The sequence below is a fragment of the Amycolatopsis sp. NPDC000009 genome (genome assembly GCF_055563465.1).
In genome coordinates, this window is the sequence record NZ_JBVHDI010000022.1 from 110,637 (window position 1) to 130,067 (window position 19,431).

Below are 19,431 nucleotides of genomic sequence, written 5' to 3' on the forward strand. Positions count from 1 at the left end.
GTGGTTGTCGGTGGCCAAACCGCGGGGCAAGACCCTGTGGACGGCCCTGTCTCCAAAGCTTGCGGCCGTGTCTCGTCACCGGCGCGAAGCCAAGGCGGACCTTCGCCTGTATCGCGAGCGAGCTCGGAGACCGTGCCGGTTTGGGGTCGCACGCAGTGCTTTGGCGATACTGTCGAGTGAATCGAACGCTTCCATCCGTCCGTGACTTGTGGCGTACTCGACCGCGTCCAGCCGGGTCTGAGGAGCGAACCGCTCGTCCCGGCTGATCACGGAGGCCAGAATGGCGGCGTGGTCGGATCCGCGGTCCTCGAGGTCGCCAAGTATCTCGAGAGCATCGTCTTGCCGAGTCGCTTTGAGGAGAACATTCGCGCCGCGTGATCCAGAGCTCCCGATCAGAGCCTTGGCCAGCGAGTGGCGTTCCTCCCAGGACAACCCGTCCTCGTCGAGCAGCGACTTCGCCAATTCGACACCACGCACCTCATCGAAAGACAACATTCTGCTTGTCGCAGCGACCCTGGTGGCGAAATCGACGGTCAGATCTGCCGCGAGGGCAGTTAAAGTGTGCGAAATCTCCCGATCTCCACGCTGCAAAATCTCTTCCGCAGCCTCCAGGCGCCGGTCCGCGGGCCGACTCGGATCCAGAGCGATCGATTTCAGCACAGCTGTCTCGAACTCCGGCTCCTGGTGAACTTGGGCGAACTTCTTCACCGTCGGCAGCGGGATCTCGGGAGCATCCCCGAGTTTCGCGTCGAACAAAGTGCGTGCGGCGAACATGTCGCCCTTCAATGTGCGCAGATACTCCGTGCCGTAGGGGTCATGCAGCCACGTGAGCGCTCCAGCGACTGATCGGCGCAGCAGCGCGGGCGCCTCGACGTCGGTCACCAGGGCCCGGGCCGCGACGAGAGCCTCGACGTGCTCCGCCCCCCAGGCGATCATCCCGGCCACCAGCCGTTGTTTCACGGGGTTCCGCTCAAGGCGGCTGAGCAGCCGGAGCAGGTCCTCGGCTCTCGAAGTAGCGCACAGATGACGCACGGCCGCTCTTGTGACGGTCAGCTCAAGCGCGTCGGCCGTGACAAACTCGGTGACGAACGAGCTTGCCCGTTCATGCCCCGCACCGGCCAGCGCCACCGCCACCTTCATACGGCAACTGAGACCGATCGTGGTCACCTGGAAAGTCGATCGTATGCGGTGCTGTACATCTACACCTGTCCGTGTCGGATCGGAATCGGCGCGAAACAGCTCTACATCTTGGTGCAACAGGTCGATCAGCTTGCTGGCTACGCCTTCTGGCAGAGCACCCACTGCCCGGGAGAGGCTGTCCAGAGCCAATTCACGAGTAAATATCCCGATCTCGGAGTCGAACGCGATATCGAGCAGCTCCTTCGCCCCTGCCGCCGCTCCCATCTCGATCAGTGCCGAGCACGCGGCGACGCGCATCTGATCGTCTCCGCCCCGAGTCGATGCCATCGCGCGCAGCACGTCAAGGGAACGAGGGTCGCCGTGCTCGCGTAGGCCGGTGACGACTCTCTCGCGAAATCCGGCGGGCAGGTCCCGATCGAGTCCGATCTCGACGTAGAGGTCTGCTCCATCAGCCTGGCCGGACTCGAACAAGATCTTGGCTGCGTGCTCGCGATACATCGCTGCGACGCGTTTGTCGTGTGCTATCGATCTCAACGCGTCATAGGCCAGAGGTGACTTGAAAGCGTTCAACATCCTGGCGAAGTCCAGTCTGTCCGAGTCAGTCTCCTGTGGCCGGAGCGCCAATCTGTGTGCAGATCTTAGACCGGCGGACCTGTCCAGGGCCACTTACAGGAAGACCATATGTGGACGGCTGCAGGGAGGTAGTTGTCTTCTCTCTATTTCGGTGTCCCGCAATAGAGAGTGTAACGCTGTGCGCGCAAGGTCGGGCGAACTCTCGGACACCAGGCGGATCGCGGCAAGCCTGGTATCCGGAAATACGTTGGGATCGCATCCCAACGTATGTAGTGCGTCGGTGGCTCCTTCGCAGTTGTTGCGATGCAGGGCGCTTGCCGCCTCGAAGCGCGCGGCCGAGTTCGTGCCGGCCGACCGTGCGCGGTCGTTGACGAGCACAAAGCCGCTGGGATCGCCCGCATCGAGGAGCCTGATCGCCACTGTGATCCGATCCTCGGCAGGCAGACGCGGGTCGGAGAGCAATTTGCGAGCGACCTCTATCCCGACTTGACCGATGTCCGTCAAGGATGCTTGCCCCTCCAATTCTATCTCGGCCCCCGCCAGATGCTCACCGAAGAGGTCGCCTTCAGCCACCAGGCGTTGCAGAACCCAAGTGCGAGTCCACGAGTTGCTGACCGTGGGACTGACCACGATGCGTCTCAGCAGTGCGAGCCCGTCTGCCGCCGGGAACGGAAGCAGCGCGTCGGCTAGCAACGCGCGTTGCCACTCGCCCTGGGTTTCATCGGCGCAGAAGGTCCGCAGTTTCTCCAACACGCCAGGGCCGTTAACCAACGTGACCAAGATTTCCAGACCGTCCGAAAGGAGCGCCTCGTCGTACGCGTATACGCTCAACACCCTGGTCACGATCTCGCTGAACAGGTGCTCGTCGACCGTGGCGCCGTCGGCCAGCACGCGGCCCGCGGCGACAAAGTCGGCGTTGCCGGAACCGCTGTCGACCAGCTCGCGGGACACCCGGCCCGCCAGCTGCGGACGGCGCCCGACCAGAAACAACGCGAAACTTCTCGTAGAAGCGTCACGCATCAGCACGCGCCAGCTGGCGAAGTCGAATGTGCCCGAGTCGGGCCTGGCGGCCAAGTACTCCGCGATGCTCTGGTGCAGAAACTCAACATCCGTGCCCCGCTGCAACAGGAGGCCGCTGGCCGTGAGTTCGCTGCGCAGCAACCCGCGCCAATGCGATTCCGGCAACTGCGGGAGACGTGTCCGCAGCCATTTCGAAGCTTCCTCGAACAAGTGGGGGGCCGACGAGAAGACCGTGTGCCGCGCCAGCGTATGGAGAAGTTCGTCCAGGTGCTCGCCCATCCATCGGGAGAATGGGTCGCTGCCGGTGACCTGGCGTTCCGGCACCCGACCTGACCTGAGGAGGGCCACGAATTCCTCGTACAATTTGGTGCGGTTTGTCGGCAACTCGCGCTGCGGGTCGTCTTCGTAAAGCAGCGCGGTCATAGTGGCGATCAGCGGTACGCGGGCGAGTGCGGCAAGACCGGAGGTCCGCAACTTCTCCAGGAAGGCGGCGGGTGGACCGAGCTGTGATCGAGCCCGGGCCCACGTAAGGGCGAAGGTTTCCAGATCGTGCGGCGTGAACGATCGCAGCCGAAAATGCCGCGCGCCCACCAGCTCATTGGTCTCTGTGGGGCTCAGCGGCCGGGTGGTCACGATCACCCGGTGAGAACCCTCGTCCAGGAAGTCATGCAGCGTGTGCAGCACGCGGGACCGTTCGTGGGTGTCCTGAATCTCGTCGAGCCCGTCGATGAGCAGAAGCCACCGCACGCCACGCCACGGCCGGCGTTCGAGCAGCTCTCGTGGCAGTTCGACGCCGAGTTCGCGCGCGAACGCGAGCTGGCCGTCCAATACCGAACAGCCGACGAGCATTGTGGCAGGCAGGTAAAGTGCGACGTGAGGCCCATGCGGGGCTCTGGCTCGGACGCGGAACCGGCCCGCGGTCGTCCAATACTCGGTCGAGCTCGCCACAGAGCGTGTGACGAAGGTCGATTTCCCGCCGCCGGGACCACATTCGAGCAGCGAACTGTGAGCGGCCGTCAGCAACGTGGTCAGTGGTACGGCCTCGGCGGGGCCGGAATCGTCGGCGGAGCCGCGGCCGCGCTGTTCCACGTAGACGGTTCCGATCGTCGGCGCGTGCAAGCTGCCGAATCGGTATTTGATGCCTTCCGCGTGCAGCTTTTGCGCTTTCAGCAGTTTTACGATGAGTGGATCGAACGGTACGTGGTCACGAGCGGCGAGTACGAAATGAGTGACCAGAAGTGCCACGGCGAGGCCTGCGAGGTAATACACCGCCGGGATGACCTTCAGCAACTGCGCCGGGATGATGAGCACACCGGACGCGACCGCGCCGTGGAGGAGGAACCGGCGCTTGCTTCGAGACCTGTCCGTTTGAGCGCGTCGGGGCATCACGGAAACAACTAGCGACAGCAGGCCGCTAGCCCCGCCAACGATCGAGGCGATCTTGTCGCCGGAGTCTAGCCATTCGGGCATGAGCACTTTTCTGTCTTGTCGGGGGTGACGTATGCCGCCATCGAGGCGAGCCGGGTCGTTGTCGCCCGGATCATCTGACGTGCCGGCGTGGGCAGCGAAGGCGGGGTCTCGCGGAGTCGCTCCAAGAAACCCGGAGCTCATCTCTCCGGGGCTTAGGGTGTCCTCGGCACGAGGCGCTCGTCGCTGCCTGCGTCGCCCGAGTGCACGGGGCTGGCGCTGGTGTCGATGAACTTCCGGGGCCTCCACGACGGGTCTACTCGAGCGAAAGTACTAGATGGCAGGTTGGGAATCGGGTTCGACGCTTGAGAAGGTCGTGTGGATCGCGCTGAGCGTTACAGGTGGGGTGGCTGTCCGTAATCAGGGGGAGTGAACGATTTTGAAACGCGCATCATACGTCTGGAGGAACTCGAAGGCCCCGTGTCCCACAAAGGTCCGTAGGTTGCCCTTCCGTCATTGATGTCGTACACGGCTCCGGTGGAGAAACTGACGCGGTCGGAGACGAGGAATGCCACCAGTGCGCCGGGCGCAGGCCGTAGTCGACAGCGAACGGCGGCTCGCCTATTTCGATGGTTGGCGCACCTTCACCGAGGTCAAACAGGCCTACGTTGCCACCTCCGCACTGCTGGTCGGCTAATCACCGGCCCTTGAGATGCGCACTGCGGGTGTTGACGAGCTCGAGTCGGCGCTGAGCAGGACCGGGCCGCCCGGCGTTGCCCACGTCAGTTGTGTCGACCGTGCCTGCGCCTCACGAGTGTCCGCCCTCTTATCCGCGCTGGGCCGCCGCAGTGTCTGGTGGAGCTGTGGGCGGTACGGAGCAGGCGTTATCCGGCCTCCGGCAGGCGGCGATGGCGCGATCAGAGGGCGCCACGAGCTCACCCACAGGAAGCATGTGCCCCGAGTCCGCCGACTTAGGCAGCACTTCGGCGGAGCAGGCAGAAGGCGTGGACGTGGAAGCCGAGTTGCTGGAGCGGGCACGGCGTGAGGAGAGGTGGCATCGTGAGCGGTATGAGCGCCCGGTCTCTGCTGAGAACCTCCGGAAGGCGCTGGGAGTAGGTGCAGACCGGGCGAGCGCCCTGGTGAAGTTGGTACGAGCAGAGCGGAAAGTCTCTGCGTAGGGCACAGCCAGGAGGCGGTACTCGGATCACAACACTCGCACGTGGTCGCGAGTTGATCAAGTTGCGCGGTGTGTCCTGCTCGTCGTTTCGTACGACTGTCGGGGGGGGCTGGCGTTGTGCTCGGTGCCGTGCTACCGCTTCGGTCCGCGTACTCGTCCAGGACGGGGAATACGTCGGCTCATCCGTTCGAGTGGGAACAAGCCGGGTTCTGATTCGAGTACTGTTTCTCGATCCACCGGCGTGTTGTCGTACAGAAGCTGCTGCAGGGTCCGGCCGCGGCTATCGAAGACCAGGCAGGCCGCGCGGTAAGCGCCTGTCTGGATCTTCTTGGCTTTCAGGTAACGCGTCAGGTACTCGGCTGCTTCGGCCGGTTGTTCGTGGCGTCCGATGCAGGCCCAGATGAGCAACATGTGCCGTCCGGTGTCGTCACCCATCATGGTCGTCATGGAGTGGTGCTGACCATCTTGACGGACAACTCTGGCCAGATCGCTGGCGCGGCGGCCGGCCTTTCTCTGCGCTGCTTTGTTCAGGCTAAGCAGCGCGACACAGGTCGCCAGCCAGCCGGGTTCGGCGGCTTCGGTGATGGCATCAACCAAGTGGAGGACGGCGTCGTCGGCGTTGTAGCTGGGTTTGGCTGCGTTGGTGCCCTCATCCTTGGCGTAGTACCAGGCGTCAAGTGGTTCGGTCCTGCTCTCAACCACCTGGGGGACCTGGTCACGATGTCGCCGCCGCTCTCCGGTCCGCGGTGCGAGCGACCACGGTAGGTCTGCGTTGAGGCGTTCAGGATCGGGTTCGAAGTAGAAGTGTGCTTCGAGGAACAGCATGAAGAGGTCGAGCTCGTCGACTGCCCGGTATTTCCACGTGGTTTCCGGTTGGGTGCGCCGGCGGAGGTAGAGGATCAGCTCGCTTGGCCGGTCGAGCAGTTCGCATACGACGCGCAGGTCGTGTATCGAGACGGTCCAGAGGATGTTGTCGCGACGGAGAACCCCTGCGGCGAGCAGAGCGGGGATGGTGGTGGTGACACCGGACAGGTCTTCAAGGCCGACCGCGATGGTGTGGACCTCGCGCACTCCGCTGAGGTCGAGCCATTCGCTGTTGTCAAGGCGGAGGCGCTTGTCGGTAAGAATGCGGTCACGAAGACGGCCAGCTTGATCGGCGGCCGAGGTGATGATGTCCCGAAGTTTCCCGCGGAGCCGGCGTGCGACGCCACGGCGTGCTTCGCAGGTGAGGGAGACGGACTTGACCTCGATGATCAGCGCGACGTCGTCGATGACCAGAAGACCGTCGGCTTCGACGCGCTTGGTGAAATCGGCCGGTTCGAGTTGTGGCTGCGCTGCTCGCGGGTCAGGGACAAAGTAGTTGAGCGACCGGTACACGCGTGCATGCGGCAGGGCTCGTTCGAGGAGGTCGATCGCCGCTTTCTCGACCCACGGCCCACGGTGGTCCTCGTAGGCCGTCATGCGGCCCGCCGCCTTGAGCCGGGTCTCGATGACCTCCCGCACGGCGGGTAGGGCCAGGCTGTCGTGGACGAGCATGCGCCGACCGGCGGGATCGCTCACGATCGGGGCTGTCCGCAGTGGATTGTCGCCGTTGAAGAAGCGTTCGAGAGTCTCGTCCGGTCCGAGTACCCTGTCGAGGGTGAAGGTGTCCAGCACGGCCTCGACGACGGTCGGCTCGTATCCCGTCAGTGAGGCGATTGCATTGACGTCGATGAGCGTGGCATCGGAGATGTTCGTCGTCAGGTCGTTCACGGCATCGAACGTCTCCCGGGCCGCGCGTACGGCATCAGGATCAGGCTCTGGCATAGAATTATGATCTTCGTGTCGGAATGCCTCGAGGAAGGGAAGCGACGCGTCGCGGGCCTCTTCCATACGAGAGAACCGCTGCCGTATCGCGGAGAGTGGCGCGGTGCGCACCGCCTCCATCACGTGCACCGCCTCTAGACCCGTAAATCCCAGTACTTCGCGACAGACGTCGTTGACCTTCTCGTCGCCGAACAGACCTAGCAAGGTGTCGAGCAGCATGTGCGGGTAGACCGGGTTTCGCAGGTTGACCTCGCGCTGCACCGACCGGAAGACAACAGCCTGCTCCGCGCTGCCCGGCGGGGACTCGAACATACCGATCAAGCTGCCCACCTGCAGAGCCTCCCGCGCGGCTCCCTCAAGCGGATCCGGTGTGAACCGAGCGGGGTCCTGGTGAGCAACGGCCGGCTCGGTGGAGCGGTCGCGGCACGCCAGTACCAGCGCGATCACTTCGAGGGCTGTTGCAGACGGTTGGCCCCCGTGGCTCCCTTGCTTCATGATCATTCCGACGCGCACGGCGGAAACCGCTTTGAGCAGGTCGAAGCCGCAGGCCCGCTGCTCGATCGTCTGAGTCAGCTTGCGCAGCCGTTGACGAGCGGCTTCCGCGGCGCCCTCGTAGCCATTCGAATTTTCGACGTACTGGGCGAACCGGTCGGCGATTACAGCTATCTCGGTGGCCACGTCTGATACGGCGTGGGGAAGGGCACGCTGACGCTGCGCCTTCTCGCGCTTCTGCCTCGCCCGGTGCGCCTTATGTCGCTTCCCGCTCATTGGTTCAATCTACCCAGGTTGCTCACCGGGACCGACTGGAAGCGCCGGTTGGGTGTGCAGCTCCCAGCGAAGGACGGTGGCCGTAGATGATGATCGTGACGCGCGTTTGTGATCTTCTCATGGTGCACGGGCTCGCGGTGGAGCTGAATGAGTGGCTTGAGCGGCAAGGTGTCTGTAGGGCTTGAATCCAGATGCGTCGCCGAGCCGGAGAGTCTCTCCGTCAATGTTGCGAATGTGCCGGAGGCTGCGCGACTGCGCAGTCCAGCTGTCTCGGGGCAGCCGTGTGAAACGTTCATGCTGAGAGTTGCGACTCATGAAAGCAGTCCTGTGATGGGAGGTGAAACAGTCGCGGCTCCTCTTTGGGGTGAACATCGGGCCGACCGGTATTTTGAGGTGTTGATCACCTGGTCTGCCATGGGGTGCTCAACACATATCGCGCTCGACATATCGCGCTCGCCGGGGGATCGAGTCCGGCCACAGGCCTATGGAGCGCAATCGTCGACAGGTAGCGGGAGAACAAGCCCGAGCCGTTACCGCCTGCCATGAAATTCACGAAGACTGTCAATAATCTTCTGGCCCCATTGCGCTGGACTTGGTTTGATCGCTCTTGCGTCGGCGCGAACCACCTGGCGCGTCGACGCGATGCTTCGCTATTCTCGCGCTGCGCAACCGCTCCACAGCCTTGTGCTCTGGAAGAGGGCTGGTCCGGTATCACGGTTTCGACCGAAAATTGAGGAGTACATGTGAGCGAAGTGGACGCGAGCGACATCGACAGCCAGGTAACCCGGATCGGCCTCGGTGCTTGGGCAATGGGTGGACCATACGAGTTCGGGTGGGGGCCAGTCGACGACGATAAGTCCGTCGAAACCATTCACGCCGCGCGGGAAGCCGGGATCGGCTGGATCGACACTGCACCGGCATACGGCCTAGGGCACTCCGAGGAGGTCGTGGGCCAGGCTCTCCGGAAAGGCTCGGCTAGTGATCCCATCGCCGTTTTCACCAAGTGCGGCCGCGTGTGGGATCCGGGTGCGCCGGGAAGGGTCCGAACCGACCTGCGACCGGCAAGTATCGAAGCGGAGTGCGTTGCCAGCCTTCGACGGCTCGGTGTCGATTATGTCTCCGGATATCAGGTCCATCGTCCTGATCCGAAGTCGGTAGTACCGCTGGAAGAGTCTTGGGGGACCCTTGTCAGCTTGGCCGAGGTGGGCAAGGTCCGGTGGATCGGACTCTGCAATGTCTCGCTGGACCAATATCAGGCATGTTCCGCGGTGAGGCATGTGGATACGGTCCAGGTCGGGCTGAACCTTTTCCGTCCAGCGGATGAGCCCCTCCTGGAAGCATGCCGGGCCAATGGCACCAGGGTCCTAGCTTTCTCGCCCCTGGCGTCTGGCCTGCTTTCCGGGCACTTCGACAAGAGCAGGCTGGCCGCGGACGACTGGCGGGCACGGTCGCCGAGGTTCGGCGGCGAGGAGCTTACAGCGAAGCTGACCAGGGTAGACGAGATGGCTGCCTTGGCCGGGAAAGAGGGTTGCTCGGTCGCGGAGCTTGCTGTTGCCTGGGTCCTACACCAGAAATCTGTCGATGCTGCCATTGTTGGTGCGCGCCTGCCGGAGCAGATCGATGACTGGATCAACGCGCCGGCGAGAGAAGTCGGCCCGGCCGTCTTGTCCGCCATCGGCCAGCTACGGATCGACTGAGCATGGCGATCGGGTGCGCGCTCGCTGGTGACGCCGGGACGGGAGCGTCCCACGCTTTCGAGAGGTACAGCGGTCACGGACACGGGACGTGGTTTCTATGAGGCGCTCGTGGTGGAGAGGGATGTTCGGTGAGCCGTTCAAAAGATCTCGTGATAGCGGGCACGAACCTGCCCAGGAGGTCGGAAGCGTTGTGCTGCCCTCGCGAGGCGGAGTGCGGGCATCGGGTCGAGACAGTGTCGGCGCTGGCGGAGACCTCACGGGTAACGCTATCGGTGCGGGCAGTGTCGCAGTCAGAGTGGACAACTTCGTTCTTAAGGCCGGCGCCGACAAACTACCCGTGGGTTTCGGTGCACTTCCGCCCGCGCTGCCCACGGGGTCCACACCGCGTACTGAAGTCTGTGCGAAGGTCGTTGACCTCCTGATCGCGGACGGCCCTGGCCGCGTTGTCATCCTAGAAGGCGGAGCCGGGTCGGGAAAGACGACGCTGGCCGCGCAGGTGTGCCAGGATGACCGGCTCAGACTGCGGGTCTCATCGCGCATTCTCTGGTTGACACTCGGTCAATCACGTACAGGCGCCAGCCTGGCGGAGTACATAGGCGACGTCTGCGAGGCAGTGGGCGGACACCGGCCCGCCACGTCCGACCCGTTGATAGCGGGTGCAGTCCTTGGCGAGTTGCTGGCTGAAGCGGGGCAATCTGTCTTGGTCGTGGACGACGTCTGGGAACGAGAACAAGCCCTCCCTTTTCTCCGTGGCGCGAGAGGCTCACCACGTCTGTTCACCACGAGGAACCGTGCAGTTGTTCCTACTGGCGAGTCCATGGAAATTGGCCCTATGGTGGCACATGAGGCAGCTGACGCGCTCTGGGCCGGTCTGAGTCCACAGGATTCCGACGATGCGGCTGCGCTATTGAAGTTCGCCGCCGGATGGCCGCTCGTCATTGGATTGATCAACGCGACGATGCGAATCTTCGTCCAAGCCGGTGGACGCATCGACGAGGTCACCTCGTGGACCCTCCGGATACTCAAGTCTGAGGGAACGAGCTCGATAGCCCATGATCAAGTGGGCAGCCTCGAGCGTGCCGTCGAGACCAGCTTGTCCCTGCTGGAGCCTAAGCAGCGGGAACGATATCTGGAGCTCGGTATCTTCCGGGATGATGCTGTGGTCCCGGCGTCGATCGCCATGCGGTTGTGGACGCAGTCCGCCGGCCTCTCCTCGGCGGAAGCCGGTGCCCTCATCACCAAAGTTGCAGACCTACGGCTGATCGAGCTGTCCTGGCAGGACCGAGAACCGTGCTTCAAGCTCCATGACGTGTTGCGCAACTACCTCCGCGAGTGCTTGGGGGCTTCCGGACTGGTGCGGGTCAACCGCAGGCTAGTCGAGGCTTGGCGTAGGGAGTTGCCGACGGAGCGAACCATGACGGCGTGGTGGACGTTGAGCAATGACTCCTCGTTCATCATCGAGCACTTGTTGGCCCACCTTCTCGGCGCCGGACTGGAGTCTGAGTACGAGGCACTCGTCATCGAACTCCGGTGGATCGAACTACAGGTTCAAGCGCTGGGATCTGCGCTCCCTGCTGTGGCAGCCCTGGAGGCATCGAGTGCAAAGGTTGCGCAGGTCCTGCAGCGGTCTCTCGTGGATAGCCTCCAGGTTCTCGTGCCCGAGGATCCGCAGGCGCTCACGGCTACGCTGCTCAGCCGCATATGTGACGAGCCCGAGCTTGAGGAGCTCGTCGAAAGGAGACTGCAAGCAGCGACGTTCCCAATGCTGACGCCGCATTGGACGCTGCCCGACCGGAACTTTCTCCAGCGCACAGAGCACACCGGCCCAATCGGCGACATCGCCGTGTCTGAAGACGGTGTGCACCTGGCCACGGCATCCGACGACGGGCTAATCATCATCTGGGACGCCGCCACGGTGCGCCCGCTGCGTGCATTGCACGGCCACCGCCGCAGAGCACGATCCTGCAGCTTTTCGCCTGACTCGAGGCATCTGGTATCTACGGGGATGGACGGCACCGTGCGTTTGTGGCGCGTCGAGGACGGTTCCTTGGTGCGGGCGATGGGTGACCGGAGGAGCCGAGTCCTGTGTGCCTCCTGGTCGCACGACGGCACGGCAGTCGCTTCCGTCGACACTCTGGGCCGCGTAACCGTCTGGGATCCCTGGGAAGGTGAGATACGTCGGAGCTATGTGAGCAACAGCGGATACGAGTGGGGCTGTACGTTCGCTCCGGACGATTCGTGCGTGGTGAGCTGCGGGGAGGATGGCTGCCTCCGGTTTTGGGGGGTCGACGAGCCGAACGCCGTGCGGACGCTGGCACTTCAGTCGAGCCGTGTTCGGTGCTGCGTGTTCAACCGCCAAGGGACGCAAATGGCCGCTGCCGGAAACGACGGCCATCTCACGGTAATCGACGTGTCGACCGGTCGGGTGGTTCACCGCTTGGAGGGGCACCAAGGGCGAGTCAGATGGTGCGCCTTCTCAGCGTGCGGCCGGTACCTGGTGTCTGCGGGGGAGGACCGCACCGCACGGCTGTGGGACGCGCGAACCGGTGAGGAACAGCATCTGCTGGTGGGACACTCAGACTGGGTTGGTGGCTGCGCCTTCGACCCCTCGGGCGCGTTCATCTACACCTGTGGCGGCGACGCGACCGTGCGCAGGTGGTCCTCGACCACGGGTAAGCTTCAATTCTGCTACGCGGGAGAGGTCAGTCCTGCCGAGTGCTGCTCGGCGACGGTCGACCAGCAGGGCGTTTTGGCTGGATACGCCGACGGAACGATGGCCCTGATGCGTGCAGCGGACGGTACCACTGTCGGATCGTGGCCGGCGCACAACGGAAGGGTCTTCGGGGTCCAGGACACTGGGCACGGTTACCTGTCGGTCGGCGGGGACGGGAAAGTGCGCCACTGGTCCAGTCTCGGCCGGAAAGTCAGGGAACTGAACGAACCAGGCGGCCGACTCTGGGCGTGCGCATGTAAGGGCGACAGCTACGCGTCCGTTTCGGAAAGTGGGGCTGCCGCAGTTTACGAGGCCCGAACCGGTGAGCTTAGGCAGCTAAGAGGCGCGCACGCCGGTTCAGCCCTCGGTTGCCAGCTGTCGCCAAACGGGGATCTGCTGGCCACCGCAGGAGACGATGGCGCGGTGCGCCTTTGGGCTACGGCTTCGCTCGAAGCCGTAGGGCAGCTCGTCGCCGATGAAGACGTCGCCTTCTGGGTGTGTGACTTTTCGCCAGATGGCGAGTACGTCGTCGCAGCTGGTGAGCCGGACGGTGTGATGTGTGTCTGGAAAGTCGCCGGTAAGGAGCGGATCTATACCGTTCACTCCGGACGTGGGCGAGTCAGCGGTTGTGCGATTGCGCCGTTCGGTTCGGTGATCGCCACCTGCGGTGAGGACGGATATCTCGGTTTGTGGAGGTTACGTGATGGGAGTGCGATCACCGGCGTTCGCGTTGCAGCCCCACTCAGACGTCTCTCGTGGGTATCTCACGGTCGGGCGTGGCTGCTCGCCGCGGCGGGTTCTGCCGGAGTATACGTATTCAGGCTGAGGGAGGCCGACATGGACGACCTGTAAGGGACAATAACGCGGCCCGGTAACCAGCGTGCGAACCGATCTCGATCGGTGGCTCGCCGATTTCGATGGCTGCGAGTTGTCTGGCTCGCGCTAGCTCTCGGTGGAGCGCGGCAAATCCTGATCTCATGCCCACAGTCAGCTCCTGGAATGTCTCCTGGTGAAATCCCGACACGCCGTAGTCTGCGTGTGACAGCTGCTGATTATCGCGGTGCCCGCCGCGCGCGAACTCGGTCACCTTGTTATCTTCAATGAGTGCAGTTGGTTTTTCCGCTCCAGAAATGACGCGGTAAACCGTGAGCATTCCCTGCAGACCGCTCTCCTGCCACGCATCGACAGCAGATGGCAGATCCATGTCTGGAAGCGTGTCGCCGTACAGAGTGAGAAAGGAATCCCCGAGGAGTCCGGCTTCGATCGCGAGCCGTACTGCGCCTGCGGTTCCCAGCGCCTGCTTCTGTTCATCTGACACCCGCAGGTCCATGACGTCCCTCCAGGGGCACGTCCTCAAATAGGTCACTATGAGATGGGAGAGATAGCCGAGGCAGAATACGACCCGAGCGACTCCCTGTCGATGAAGCCAATCCAGCTGGTAATCTAGGAACTTCCCGTCGGATATGGGTAGCAAGATCTTAGGTTGATTTTCGGTGAGAGGATGCATTCGTGTGCCGCGGCCCCCTGCCAAGATGACGCAAGTCAGCATAGGGTGACATTACCTTACTTTCAACGATGTTCATTGCTCCTTCCGTGTATTGGGATCGTGGCGACTCGTGCCTAGAGTGGGAGAGTCTGCCGTGATATAGTAGGCGATCTATACCGAGGCGACAGGGGGCGGGTTGTGTCGGATCTTATGGAGATTATCGCGGATGACCCTGCGCAGGCTCTTCTGCTTCCCTATTTGCAGAAAACTCAGTCATTACTTTTGGCGGCGCTGCGTAATCTAGATCCGCTTGCTGAGTGTCAGATTATACCTGCTGCCGACCTGGGAATTCCTTACGATGTACTGCGCCTGGGGGGTGGTTTTGCCACAGGATGTTTCGTAGAGTGGAAATGTTGCGTGCCGGTGGTCCCTGTTGATACGACAATGAACATTGATACGTCGTCGATATTTTGGCTGGACCGCAACCCGGGTGTCGCTTTTACTGGTCGTGCTATCGAGAAATTGCGACGGCGGATCGAGGTTGACAGTAGTTATCAGTGGAATTTCCATCGAGGGAATCATTTTATCCTGAATTGTCGTCGTGGCTCCGATGGTCGTTACGCATTGCTGCTGCACAGCAATGAGAAAGAATTCAAGGATCAGTTCAACGGATTGAGTCCCACAGTCGGGAACTGGTATGAGAATTCGATCTGCGTCTTCGGGGCCGACCGGCGCATCCGCCTGCTCGTCGGCGACCGGGCAATACTCTTCGCACAGATGGCGCAGATGCTTCAGGAGTTCAATGTGGTGCGTCACCGTTTTATCGCCACGATGTTGCTCGACGATCGGGTTCGCATGACCGACGAGTATCACAAACATCACTACTTCATGCCTACACCGACCTCCGCAGTTATTGGCTGCTACCTGTGTGAGCCGGGTGAGGAAGTTCCCGTTTTCAGTTCGGTCGGCCAGCCGATTACCATCTTCCGTCCAGTTGACGGCGGCCTGAACAGAGTGCGACTGCTGGAGGGAGGAACGCGACTTGTGGTTCCCCACGGCTGGGGTATGACGGCTTCACGCGCGCTGCACCTCACGCAGTCCGAAGACCAACTGGAACTCAACGGTCAGAGTTACAGCTTGAAGCCTGGAGTCTCTCTGCTGGATCACGGCGACGTCGTCCCTAGGGCGTTCGACGGCGGAATGCAGCAGTTCCTACACCTCATCAGGTCTCACACACCTGGCGAACCTGTCGTAGACCTAGTCCAGCTTGCCTCGTACTCCCGGCACGGGTTTTTGCAGCACGAGCAGAAAGCTGGCGAGTCCGTGCGGCTATCCTGAAACGTTGCGCCCTTTATCGTTCGCTGTCTTCGCCAATCGCGTTGTCGACGATGTCGCCGCCCGCGCTCAAAGCTCTGAGTCCTTCGGCGGCAACATCGGTCCGGGGTGAGGTCGGGGAGGTGGCTGGAGCCGATGCACTCGATGTGCCCGTTACCTTGGCGTTCTTGCCGATCGCGTTCCCGTGAATGTTACCACCCGCTGCAATAGCGCCTCGGCCCTTTGAACGAACCTGAGCGGGTGTTGCTGTGGGTGTCCGAACCGGGTCCGAAGCCCTGATTAAGGTGATCATTGAGATCGCTAGTCCGATGACAGCAGCCACGCCCGCGATCACACTAGATGTGCTGTCACCCACCTGTAGATCGAAAATCGCTGTGATAATCAAGGCGATGATGGTCAGCGAAGAACCGACGGCGACCGACCAAGTGCATACGTGGCGAACTCTCGCGGACATTGCGCCCCTTTCGTTGCTGAGAGGGTAGGCTCGCCATCGATTCATTTCCAGTCTGATCTGGCGGACCAGGGTTGCTAGGGGTGATCCCTCCCCAGGGCGCAGTCCTCGGGTGGCCTGCTGCCGTTGAGGTAGAGGACCAGCTTGATCTCGACCTTGCAGTCGGGAGCCGAAGATCTCGCTGGCCGACTCGTCGAATAGGCAAAGGTGCTCCTGCACGGACATTTGGGTCATCTTGCGTCAGCGAGGCTGCTCGACGGCGAGTGGCGGATCACCGAGCATCTCGGTTCTCGACACTGCTGGCGGTCGATCATCTTGTTGCTGAAGTACAGGACAACGCCCGCGGTGCTGAGCCCCGCGATGACCGCAGAGGGAAGGTTGAACGAGGCGGCGAACGTGAGACCGCCGATCAGACACCCGAAGACCACCGCCAGCAACACCAGGAACGCGGTGTGAAACGGGAATTCGGCTCTTCGCCACCGTTGCCACCGAATTTCGTTGAGGGTGGAGTGGCGCTCTTCGCGATCGCCTGTACCGTGCCATAACTCGACCGTGGTTCGCTAACCTGCTGTTTTGTTCGTGTGAGGGTTATGCGATGCTCTCCGGCTGTGCTGTTTCGACTGATGTATTTGATCATGGTTAGGTTGTTCGGCTGGTAGGTTTACTTGCTCGGTCCGCTAGGGCCAAGGATGTCGAGATACTGGTGCTCCGGCACGAGGTGTCGATCCTGCGGCGTCAGGTCCGCCGACCGCGTCCCTCGTGGCCAGATCGTGCGGTCTTGTCAGCATTGGCGCGGCTATTGCCCGTGACCTGCGCCGTCACCGCATCGTCACGCCGGGCACGTTGCTGGCGTGGCATCGCCGCCTGGTTCCCCGGAAATGGACCTACCCCAACCAGCCTGGACGGCCAAGGGTCGATGATGAGTTGCGTGAGTTGGTCGTCCGCCTTGCCTGGGACAAGGGGGAGGGGTGCGCCGGGGCCAAGGACACCATGCCACAACTGCTGATCATCGCCTCGTTAGTGGTGCTCGCCGGCTCCTGCCGGCGGCGGGCATTCGCTACGGTGGTCGGGTCCGCTGAGCTCGCCGAGCGGCTGCGATCGGTGATCACGTCGGCCGGGCCGGGGGACGTGCTGGTGGTACACCTGCTCAGCCACGGCGAGGTACTGCCGTCCGGTCTGTATGCGATCGGCGCTGACGGCGGCCATGACCTGGACACGAGGGTGGAGAACTGGCTGTCATGGGTCGAGGATTTCCCGGATCGTCCGCCGACGCTGTTCCTGCTGGATCTGTGCTATTCGGGCTCGGCGACCCGGCATGGCTGGCGGTTGGAAGGCGCCGCCGAGCCCGCCCGCGCCTGGGTGATCGCGGCGACCGGACCCCGCGATCCCGCCTATAACGGGTACTTCAGCCAGGCCGTTGTGGAGGTGCTGGGGACGATCCGACGCGGTGAGCTGGACGTGCACCCGAACCTGCGACACGTGCCGCTGGGCACGGTGATCACACGGATCGGCCGCGAGGTAGAGCGGCTCGGCGCGGCCGGGTTCGGCCAGCAGGATGCCCTCGGCCTGGAGGGCGCTGCCCCGCCCGGGACGCGGCGGCTCCGTCATCAGCCATCCTGCGACAGGTCGCGGTGGCCTGACTAGGCCCCAATCCGCTGGTCAGTTTCGCGATTGCCCGCCAGGCGGCCCGCATGTCCTGCGCTGCGTCATATCAGCAAAGAGCTCAACAGCAGCGGCGAGTACTCGTTGGCCTACCTTCCCAATCCGAGGCCCAGGAGCATGCCTCCGGTGATCTTTGCCCAGGCGCAGCCGTCGTGGCCGTGGGCCCAGTGGTCCCAGGCAGGCGATGGCTTTGAAGGTCTCGATGCGGCGCATGACGTTGTTCGCCATCGCCGCCACCGTCCCAGCTGGGGCGGAGATCGACCCCTGAGGGCTTCACCGGCCCGGAGATCGGGGCCCAGATCGCGCGGTAGAAGTTGGCGTCCGCTTGCTTGCGGGAGTCCTGCGGCGCCAGTGCCGCCTCGACCCGCAAGACTCCGGCGCATCGGTCGCCGGCTTCGGTGAGCTGCTGGCGAGTCCGGTTCAAGCCGCCAGTTGTTCGCCATCAGTCGTTCTTTTTGTGCCACTTCGAACCGCTCTTCGCCCATTTGCCTGGGTCGGGCGGGCTCAGGTCCTCGCCGCCGTGCAGGACTTCTACCTCGGCCAGCAGGGCTGCCACTCGACGCCAGTCGATCTTCTGCTCGTCGATCATCCCGTCGACCTGGTCCAGCCGACTCGAACGCGGGGTCAGCTTGCCGCTCGCGTAGTTGCCGTCGAAACCGGAACCGGGGTCGTCCTTCCGCTGTTCGGCCTGGGGCCCCATCTCCAAATTACCCGGCATGTTCTGCAACAACCTGCGCTGATCGACGCCCGGGGGCTTCCTCATCCTCTCGGCGAGCCCCGCCAGGTAATCGCGAAACGGGCCGGCGTCCTGGTCGTCCTGCGCCCGCTGGTGGAGTTTGCCCAGCTGGTGGCGGGAGATCTTGTGGTGCAGCGAAGTCTGCATCCCCCACGGTGAGTCCGGGGCCAGCCGCAGAGCGGCCTGCTGCGAAGTGGTCCTCTTGAACGCCCAGGTGCTGTGCGCGCCACCGCCTTCGTCGAAGCCCGAGCCGAAAGCGGCGCCTGTGAAGGCGGTGCGAACCACGTCTTCGTAGTAGGCCCGGTCGAGGTCTTCCGGTGTCCTCTCGGCCGAGTCGGACTCGCCCTCCTCCACGTCGGCAGAGGTGGGCGCGCCCTCCTCCTCGGGCATATTCACGGGTATTTCCTGGCCGAGGCCGATCAGTTCGTCGACTTTCAACATGAACAGTGCGCGGCCGTGCGGATTCGCCGCCAGCCTGGCCCGCTGCTCCTTGTCCAGGTAGCTGAGGGCGGCGTGGTACCTGGCGTCTTCCGAAGAGGGCTTGGCCTCGACACGCTCGTCCTCCCGCTCATCTTCCCGTTCCTTCTCCCGCTCGTCCTCCTGCACCTTCTCGGCCGCTTTACTCTTGCCCTTCCGGCGGCGGTCCGACTTGGCGGTCTCCTGCTCCTTCGCCGCTTGCCGCTTTGCCTTCCTCTCCTTCTTGCCCCGCTGAACGAAAAGCGGCCCGCCAGTGGCCAGCGCGGCAACCACCGCCGAGTTGCCCGCTGTGCGCTGCAACGCGACGATCGCCGTCTCCGGGCTCTGCCGTGCGGCGGGCACCACTCGCTGTGGAGCAGCGACAGGTGCGTCCCGGTCCGATTCCGCCCGTTCGTGCATTCGCCGCTCCCCGCTGCACCGGAAGAACTCCTGTCGGACAGCGTCGAACGGACCCGTGACGGCCCGCAATGCCCTTACGGGCGGCCTGACGGGTGCAGTCCCGGTACCGCGGAGGCACCGTCGACACAGGCAAGGGGCCTTCTCGGCGGACCCGGGCCCTGTCCGGTCGTGGCCTGCGCACCATCCCGCACCTCCCCTGCGACCGGCCTGCGGGCGGCTCCTCACCGCAGCCCTCGTCGTCCCTCGAACGGCGCAGTCCCGCCTCTTGACCGTCCACATCGAACATCGCGTGACCTGCATCGTTGAGCGACATGCCGTACACAGTGTCGGCGGTAAATAGGCGGTGTATGACGTATGCCGGAGTGTGGCGGTGGTGAATGTGGCGGGATTGTCGGTGCTGGATGCGATGATCCGCGCGCCCGAGACTTCCTCGGGCTGGGTGGGTACCCGGCTGGGTGGCGGCGCTGATCATAGCGCCGCCACCCGGCGCTCGACCTCTGAGACTCGTCGCGCCGCCGTATCCGCCGGTTCCGGAGCCGGCCTCGCCGAGACCAGTTCTCCTGCTCCACCGTCATTCTGCCTGC

General features: G+C 63.3%; 11 protein-coding genes and 1 pseudogene. 6 read left to right on the forward strand and 6 right to left on the reverse strand.

What is annotated here, in order from left to right; all coding sequences use genetic code 11:
* Nucleotides 1-75: 75 nt before the first annotated feature.
* A complete protein-coding gene (locus tag ACZ3HL_RS37500; RefSeq protein ID WP_465536200.1) occupies nucleotides 76-1,713 on the reverse strand; it encodes a hypothetical protein in 1,638 nt (545 codons plus the stop codon).
* 93 nt (nucleotides 1,714-1,806) lie between these two features.
* Nucleotides 1,807-4,203, reverse strand: a complete 2,397-nt coding sequence (locus ACZ3HL_RS37505; protein ID WP_465536201.1) for an NACHT domain-containing protein — start codon at nucleotides 4,201-4,203, stop codon at nucleotides 1,807-1,809.
* A 505-nt stretch (nucleotides 4,204-4,708) separates the two neighbouring features.
* On the opposite strand from ACZ3HL_RS37505, the gene ACZ3HL_RS37510 reads away from it, so the two are divergent.
* Entirely contained in the window at nucleotides 4,709-4,837 is a 129-nt protein-coding gene (locus ACZ3HL_RS37510) for a hypothetical protein (RefSeq protein WP_465536203.1), read from the forward strand.
* Between the two features lie 612 nt (nucleotides 4,838-5,449).
* Here the strand turns inward: ACZ3HL_RS37510 and ACZ3HL_RS37515 are convergent.
* Nucleotides 5,450-7,891, reverse strand: coding sequence for a hypothetical protein (locus ACZ3HL_RS37515; protein WP_465536205.1), 2,442 nt, complete (start codon nucleotides 7,889-7,891; stop codon nucleotides 5,450-5,452).
* Nucleotides 7,892-8,634: 743 nt separating this feature from the next.
* Here ACZ3HL_RS37515 and ACZ3HL_RS37520 point away from each other — a divergent pair.
* The 3 genes and pseudogenes from ACZ3HL_RS37520 to ACZ3HL_RS37530 all read left to right on the forward strand — a co-directional run bounded on the left by ACZ3HL_RS37520 (nucleotide 8,635) and on the right by ACZ3HL_RS37530 (nucleotide 13,153).
* Complete coding sequence (locus ACZ3HL_RS37520) at nucleotides 8,635-9,588, forward strand: aldo/keto reductase (protein WP_465536207.1); 954 nt, start codon at nucleotides 8,635-8,637, stop codon at nucleotides 9,586-9,588.
* 121 nt (nucleotides 9,589-9,709) lie between these two features.
* Nucleotides 9,710-10,378, forward strand: a pseudogene (locus ACZ3HL_RS37525) (NB-ARC domain-containing protein); the annotation flags it as partial.
* Nucleotides 10,379-10,420: 42 nt separating this feature from the next.
* On the forward strand, nucleotides 10,421-13,153 hold the full coding sequence (locus ACZ3HL_RS37530) for a WD40 repeat domain-containing protein (protein WP_465536260.1): 2,733 nt from the start codon (nucleotides 10,421-10,423) through the stop codon (nucleotides 13,151-13,153).
* Here ACZ3HL_RS37530 and ACZ3HL_RS37535 read toward each other — a convergent pair.
* A complete protein-coding gene (locus tag ACZ3HL_RS37535; RefSeq protein WP_465536209.1) occupies nucleotides 13,119-13,850 on the reverse strand; it encodes a sugar phosphate nucleotidyltransferase in 732 nt (243 codons plus the stop codon). The genes ACZ3HL_RS37530 and ACZ3HL_RS37535 overlap by 35 nt on opposite strands.
* A gap of 147 nt (nucleotides 13,851-13,997) precedes the next feature.
* Between ACZ3HL_RS37535 and ACZ3HL_RS37540 the strand changes: the two genes are divergently transcribed.
* Nucleotides 13,998-15,125 carry a hypothetical protein gene (locus tag ACZ3HL_RS37540; RefSeq protein WP_465536210.1) on the forward strand — a complete coding sequence of 376 codons (1,128 nt, stop codon included), beginning with the start codon at nucleotides 13,998-14,000 and terminating at the stop codon, nucleotides 15,123-15,125.
* A gap of 13 nt (nucleotides 15,126-15,138) precedes the next feature.
* On the opposite strand, the gene ACZ3HL_RS37545 is transcribed toward ACZ3HL_RS37540, so the two are convergent.
* Complete coding sequence (locus ACZ3HL_RS37545) at nucleotides 15,139-15,576, reverse strand: hypothetical protein (RefSeq protein WP_465536212.1); 438 nt, start codon at nucleotides 15,574-15,576, stop codon at nucleotides 15,139-15,141.
* Nucleotides 15,577-16,332: 756 nt separating this feature from the next.
* Here ACZ3HL_RS37545 and ACZ3HL_RS37550 point away from each other — a divergent pair.
* A complete protein-coding gene (locus tag ACZ3HL_RS37550; protein WP_465536214.1) occupies nucleotides 16,333-17,217 on the forward strand; it encodes a hypothetical protein in 885 nt (294 codons plus the stop codon).
* A gap of 460 nt (nucleotides 17,218-17,677) precedes the next feature.
* On the opposite strand, the gene ACZ3HL_RS37555 is transcribed toward ACZ3HL_RS37550, so the two are convergent.
* Nucleotides 17,678-18,847, reverse strand: a complete 1,170-nt coding sequence (locus ACZ3HL_RS37555; protein ID WP_465536215.1) for a hypothetical protein — start codon at nucleotides 18,845-18,847, stop codon at nucleotides 17,678-17,680.
* Nucleotides 18,848-19,431: the final 584 nt, after the last annotated feature.

What these genes read in the sequence shown, in the direction of transcription:
- ACZ3HL_RS37500 (WP_465536200.1), bottom strand. Translation starts at nt 1,713, where the DNA reads ATGTTGAACGCTTTCAAGTCACCTCTGGCCTATGACGCGTTGAGATCG.
- ACZ3HL_RS37505 (WP_465536201.1), bottom strand. Translation starts at nt 4,203, where the DNA reads ATGCCCGAATGGCTAGACTCCGGCGACAAGATCGCCTCGATCGTTGGC.
- ACZ3HL_RS37510 (WP_465536203.1), top strand. Translation starts at nt 4,709, where the DNA reads ATGCCACCAGTGCGCCGGGCGCAGGCCGTAGTCGACAGCGAACGGCGG.
- ACZ3HL_RS37515 (WP_465536205.1), bottom strand. Translation starts at nt 7,891, where the DNA reads ATGAGCGGGAAGCGACATAAGGCGCACCGGGCGAGGCAGAAGCGCGAG.
- ACZ3HL_RS37530 (WP_465536260.1), top strand. Translation starts at nt 10,421, where the DNA reads ATGGTGGCACATGAGGCAGCTGACGCGCTCTGGGCCGGTCTGAGTCCA.
- ACZ3HL_RS37535 (WP_465536209.1), bottom strand. Translation starts at nt 13,850, where the DNA reads ATGCTGACTTGCGTCATCTTGGCAGGGGGCCGCGGCACACGAATGCAT.
- ACZ3HL_RS37540 (WP_465536210.1), top strand. Translation starts at nt 13,998, where the DNA reads ATGGAGATTATCGCGGATGACCCTGCGCAGGCTCTTCTGCTTCCCTAT.
- ACZ3HL_RS37545 (WP_465536212.1), bottom strand. Translation starts at nt 15,576, where the DNA reads ATGTCCGCGAGAGTTCGCCACGTATGCACTTGGTCGGTCGCCGTCGGT.
- ACZ3HL_RS37555 (WP_465536215.1), bottom strand. Translation starts at nt 18,847, where the DNA reads ATGCACGAACGGGCGGAATCGGACCGGGACGCACCTGTCGCTGCTCCA.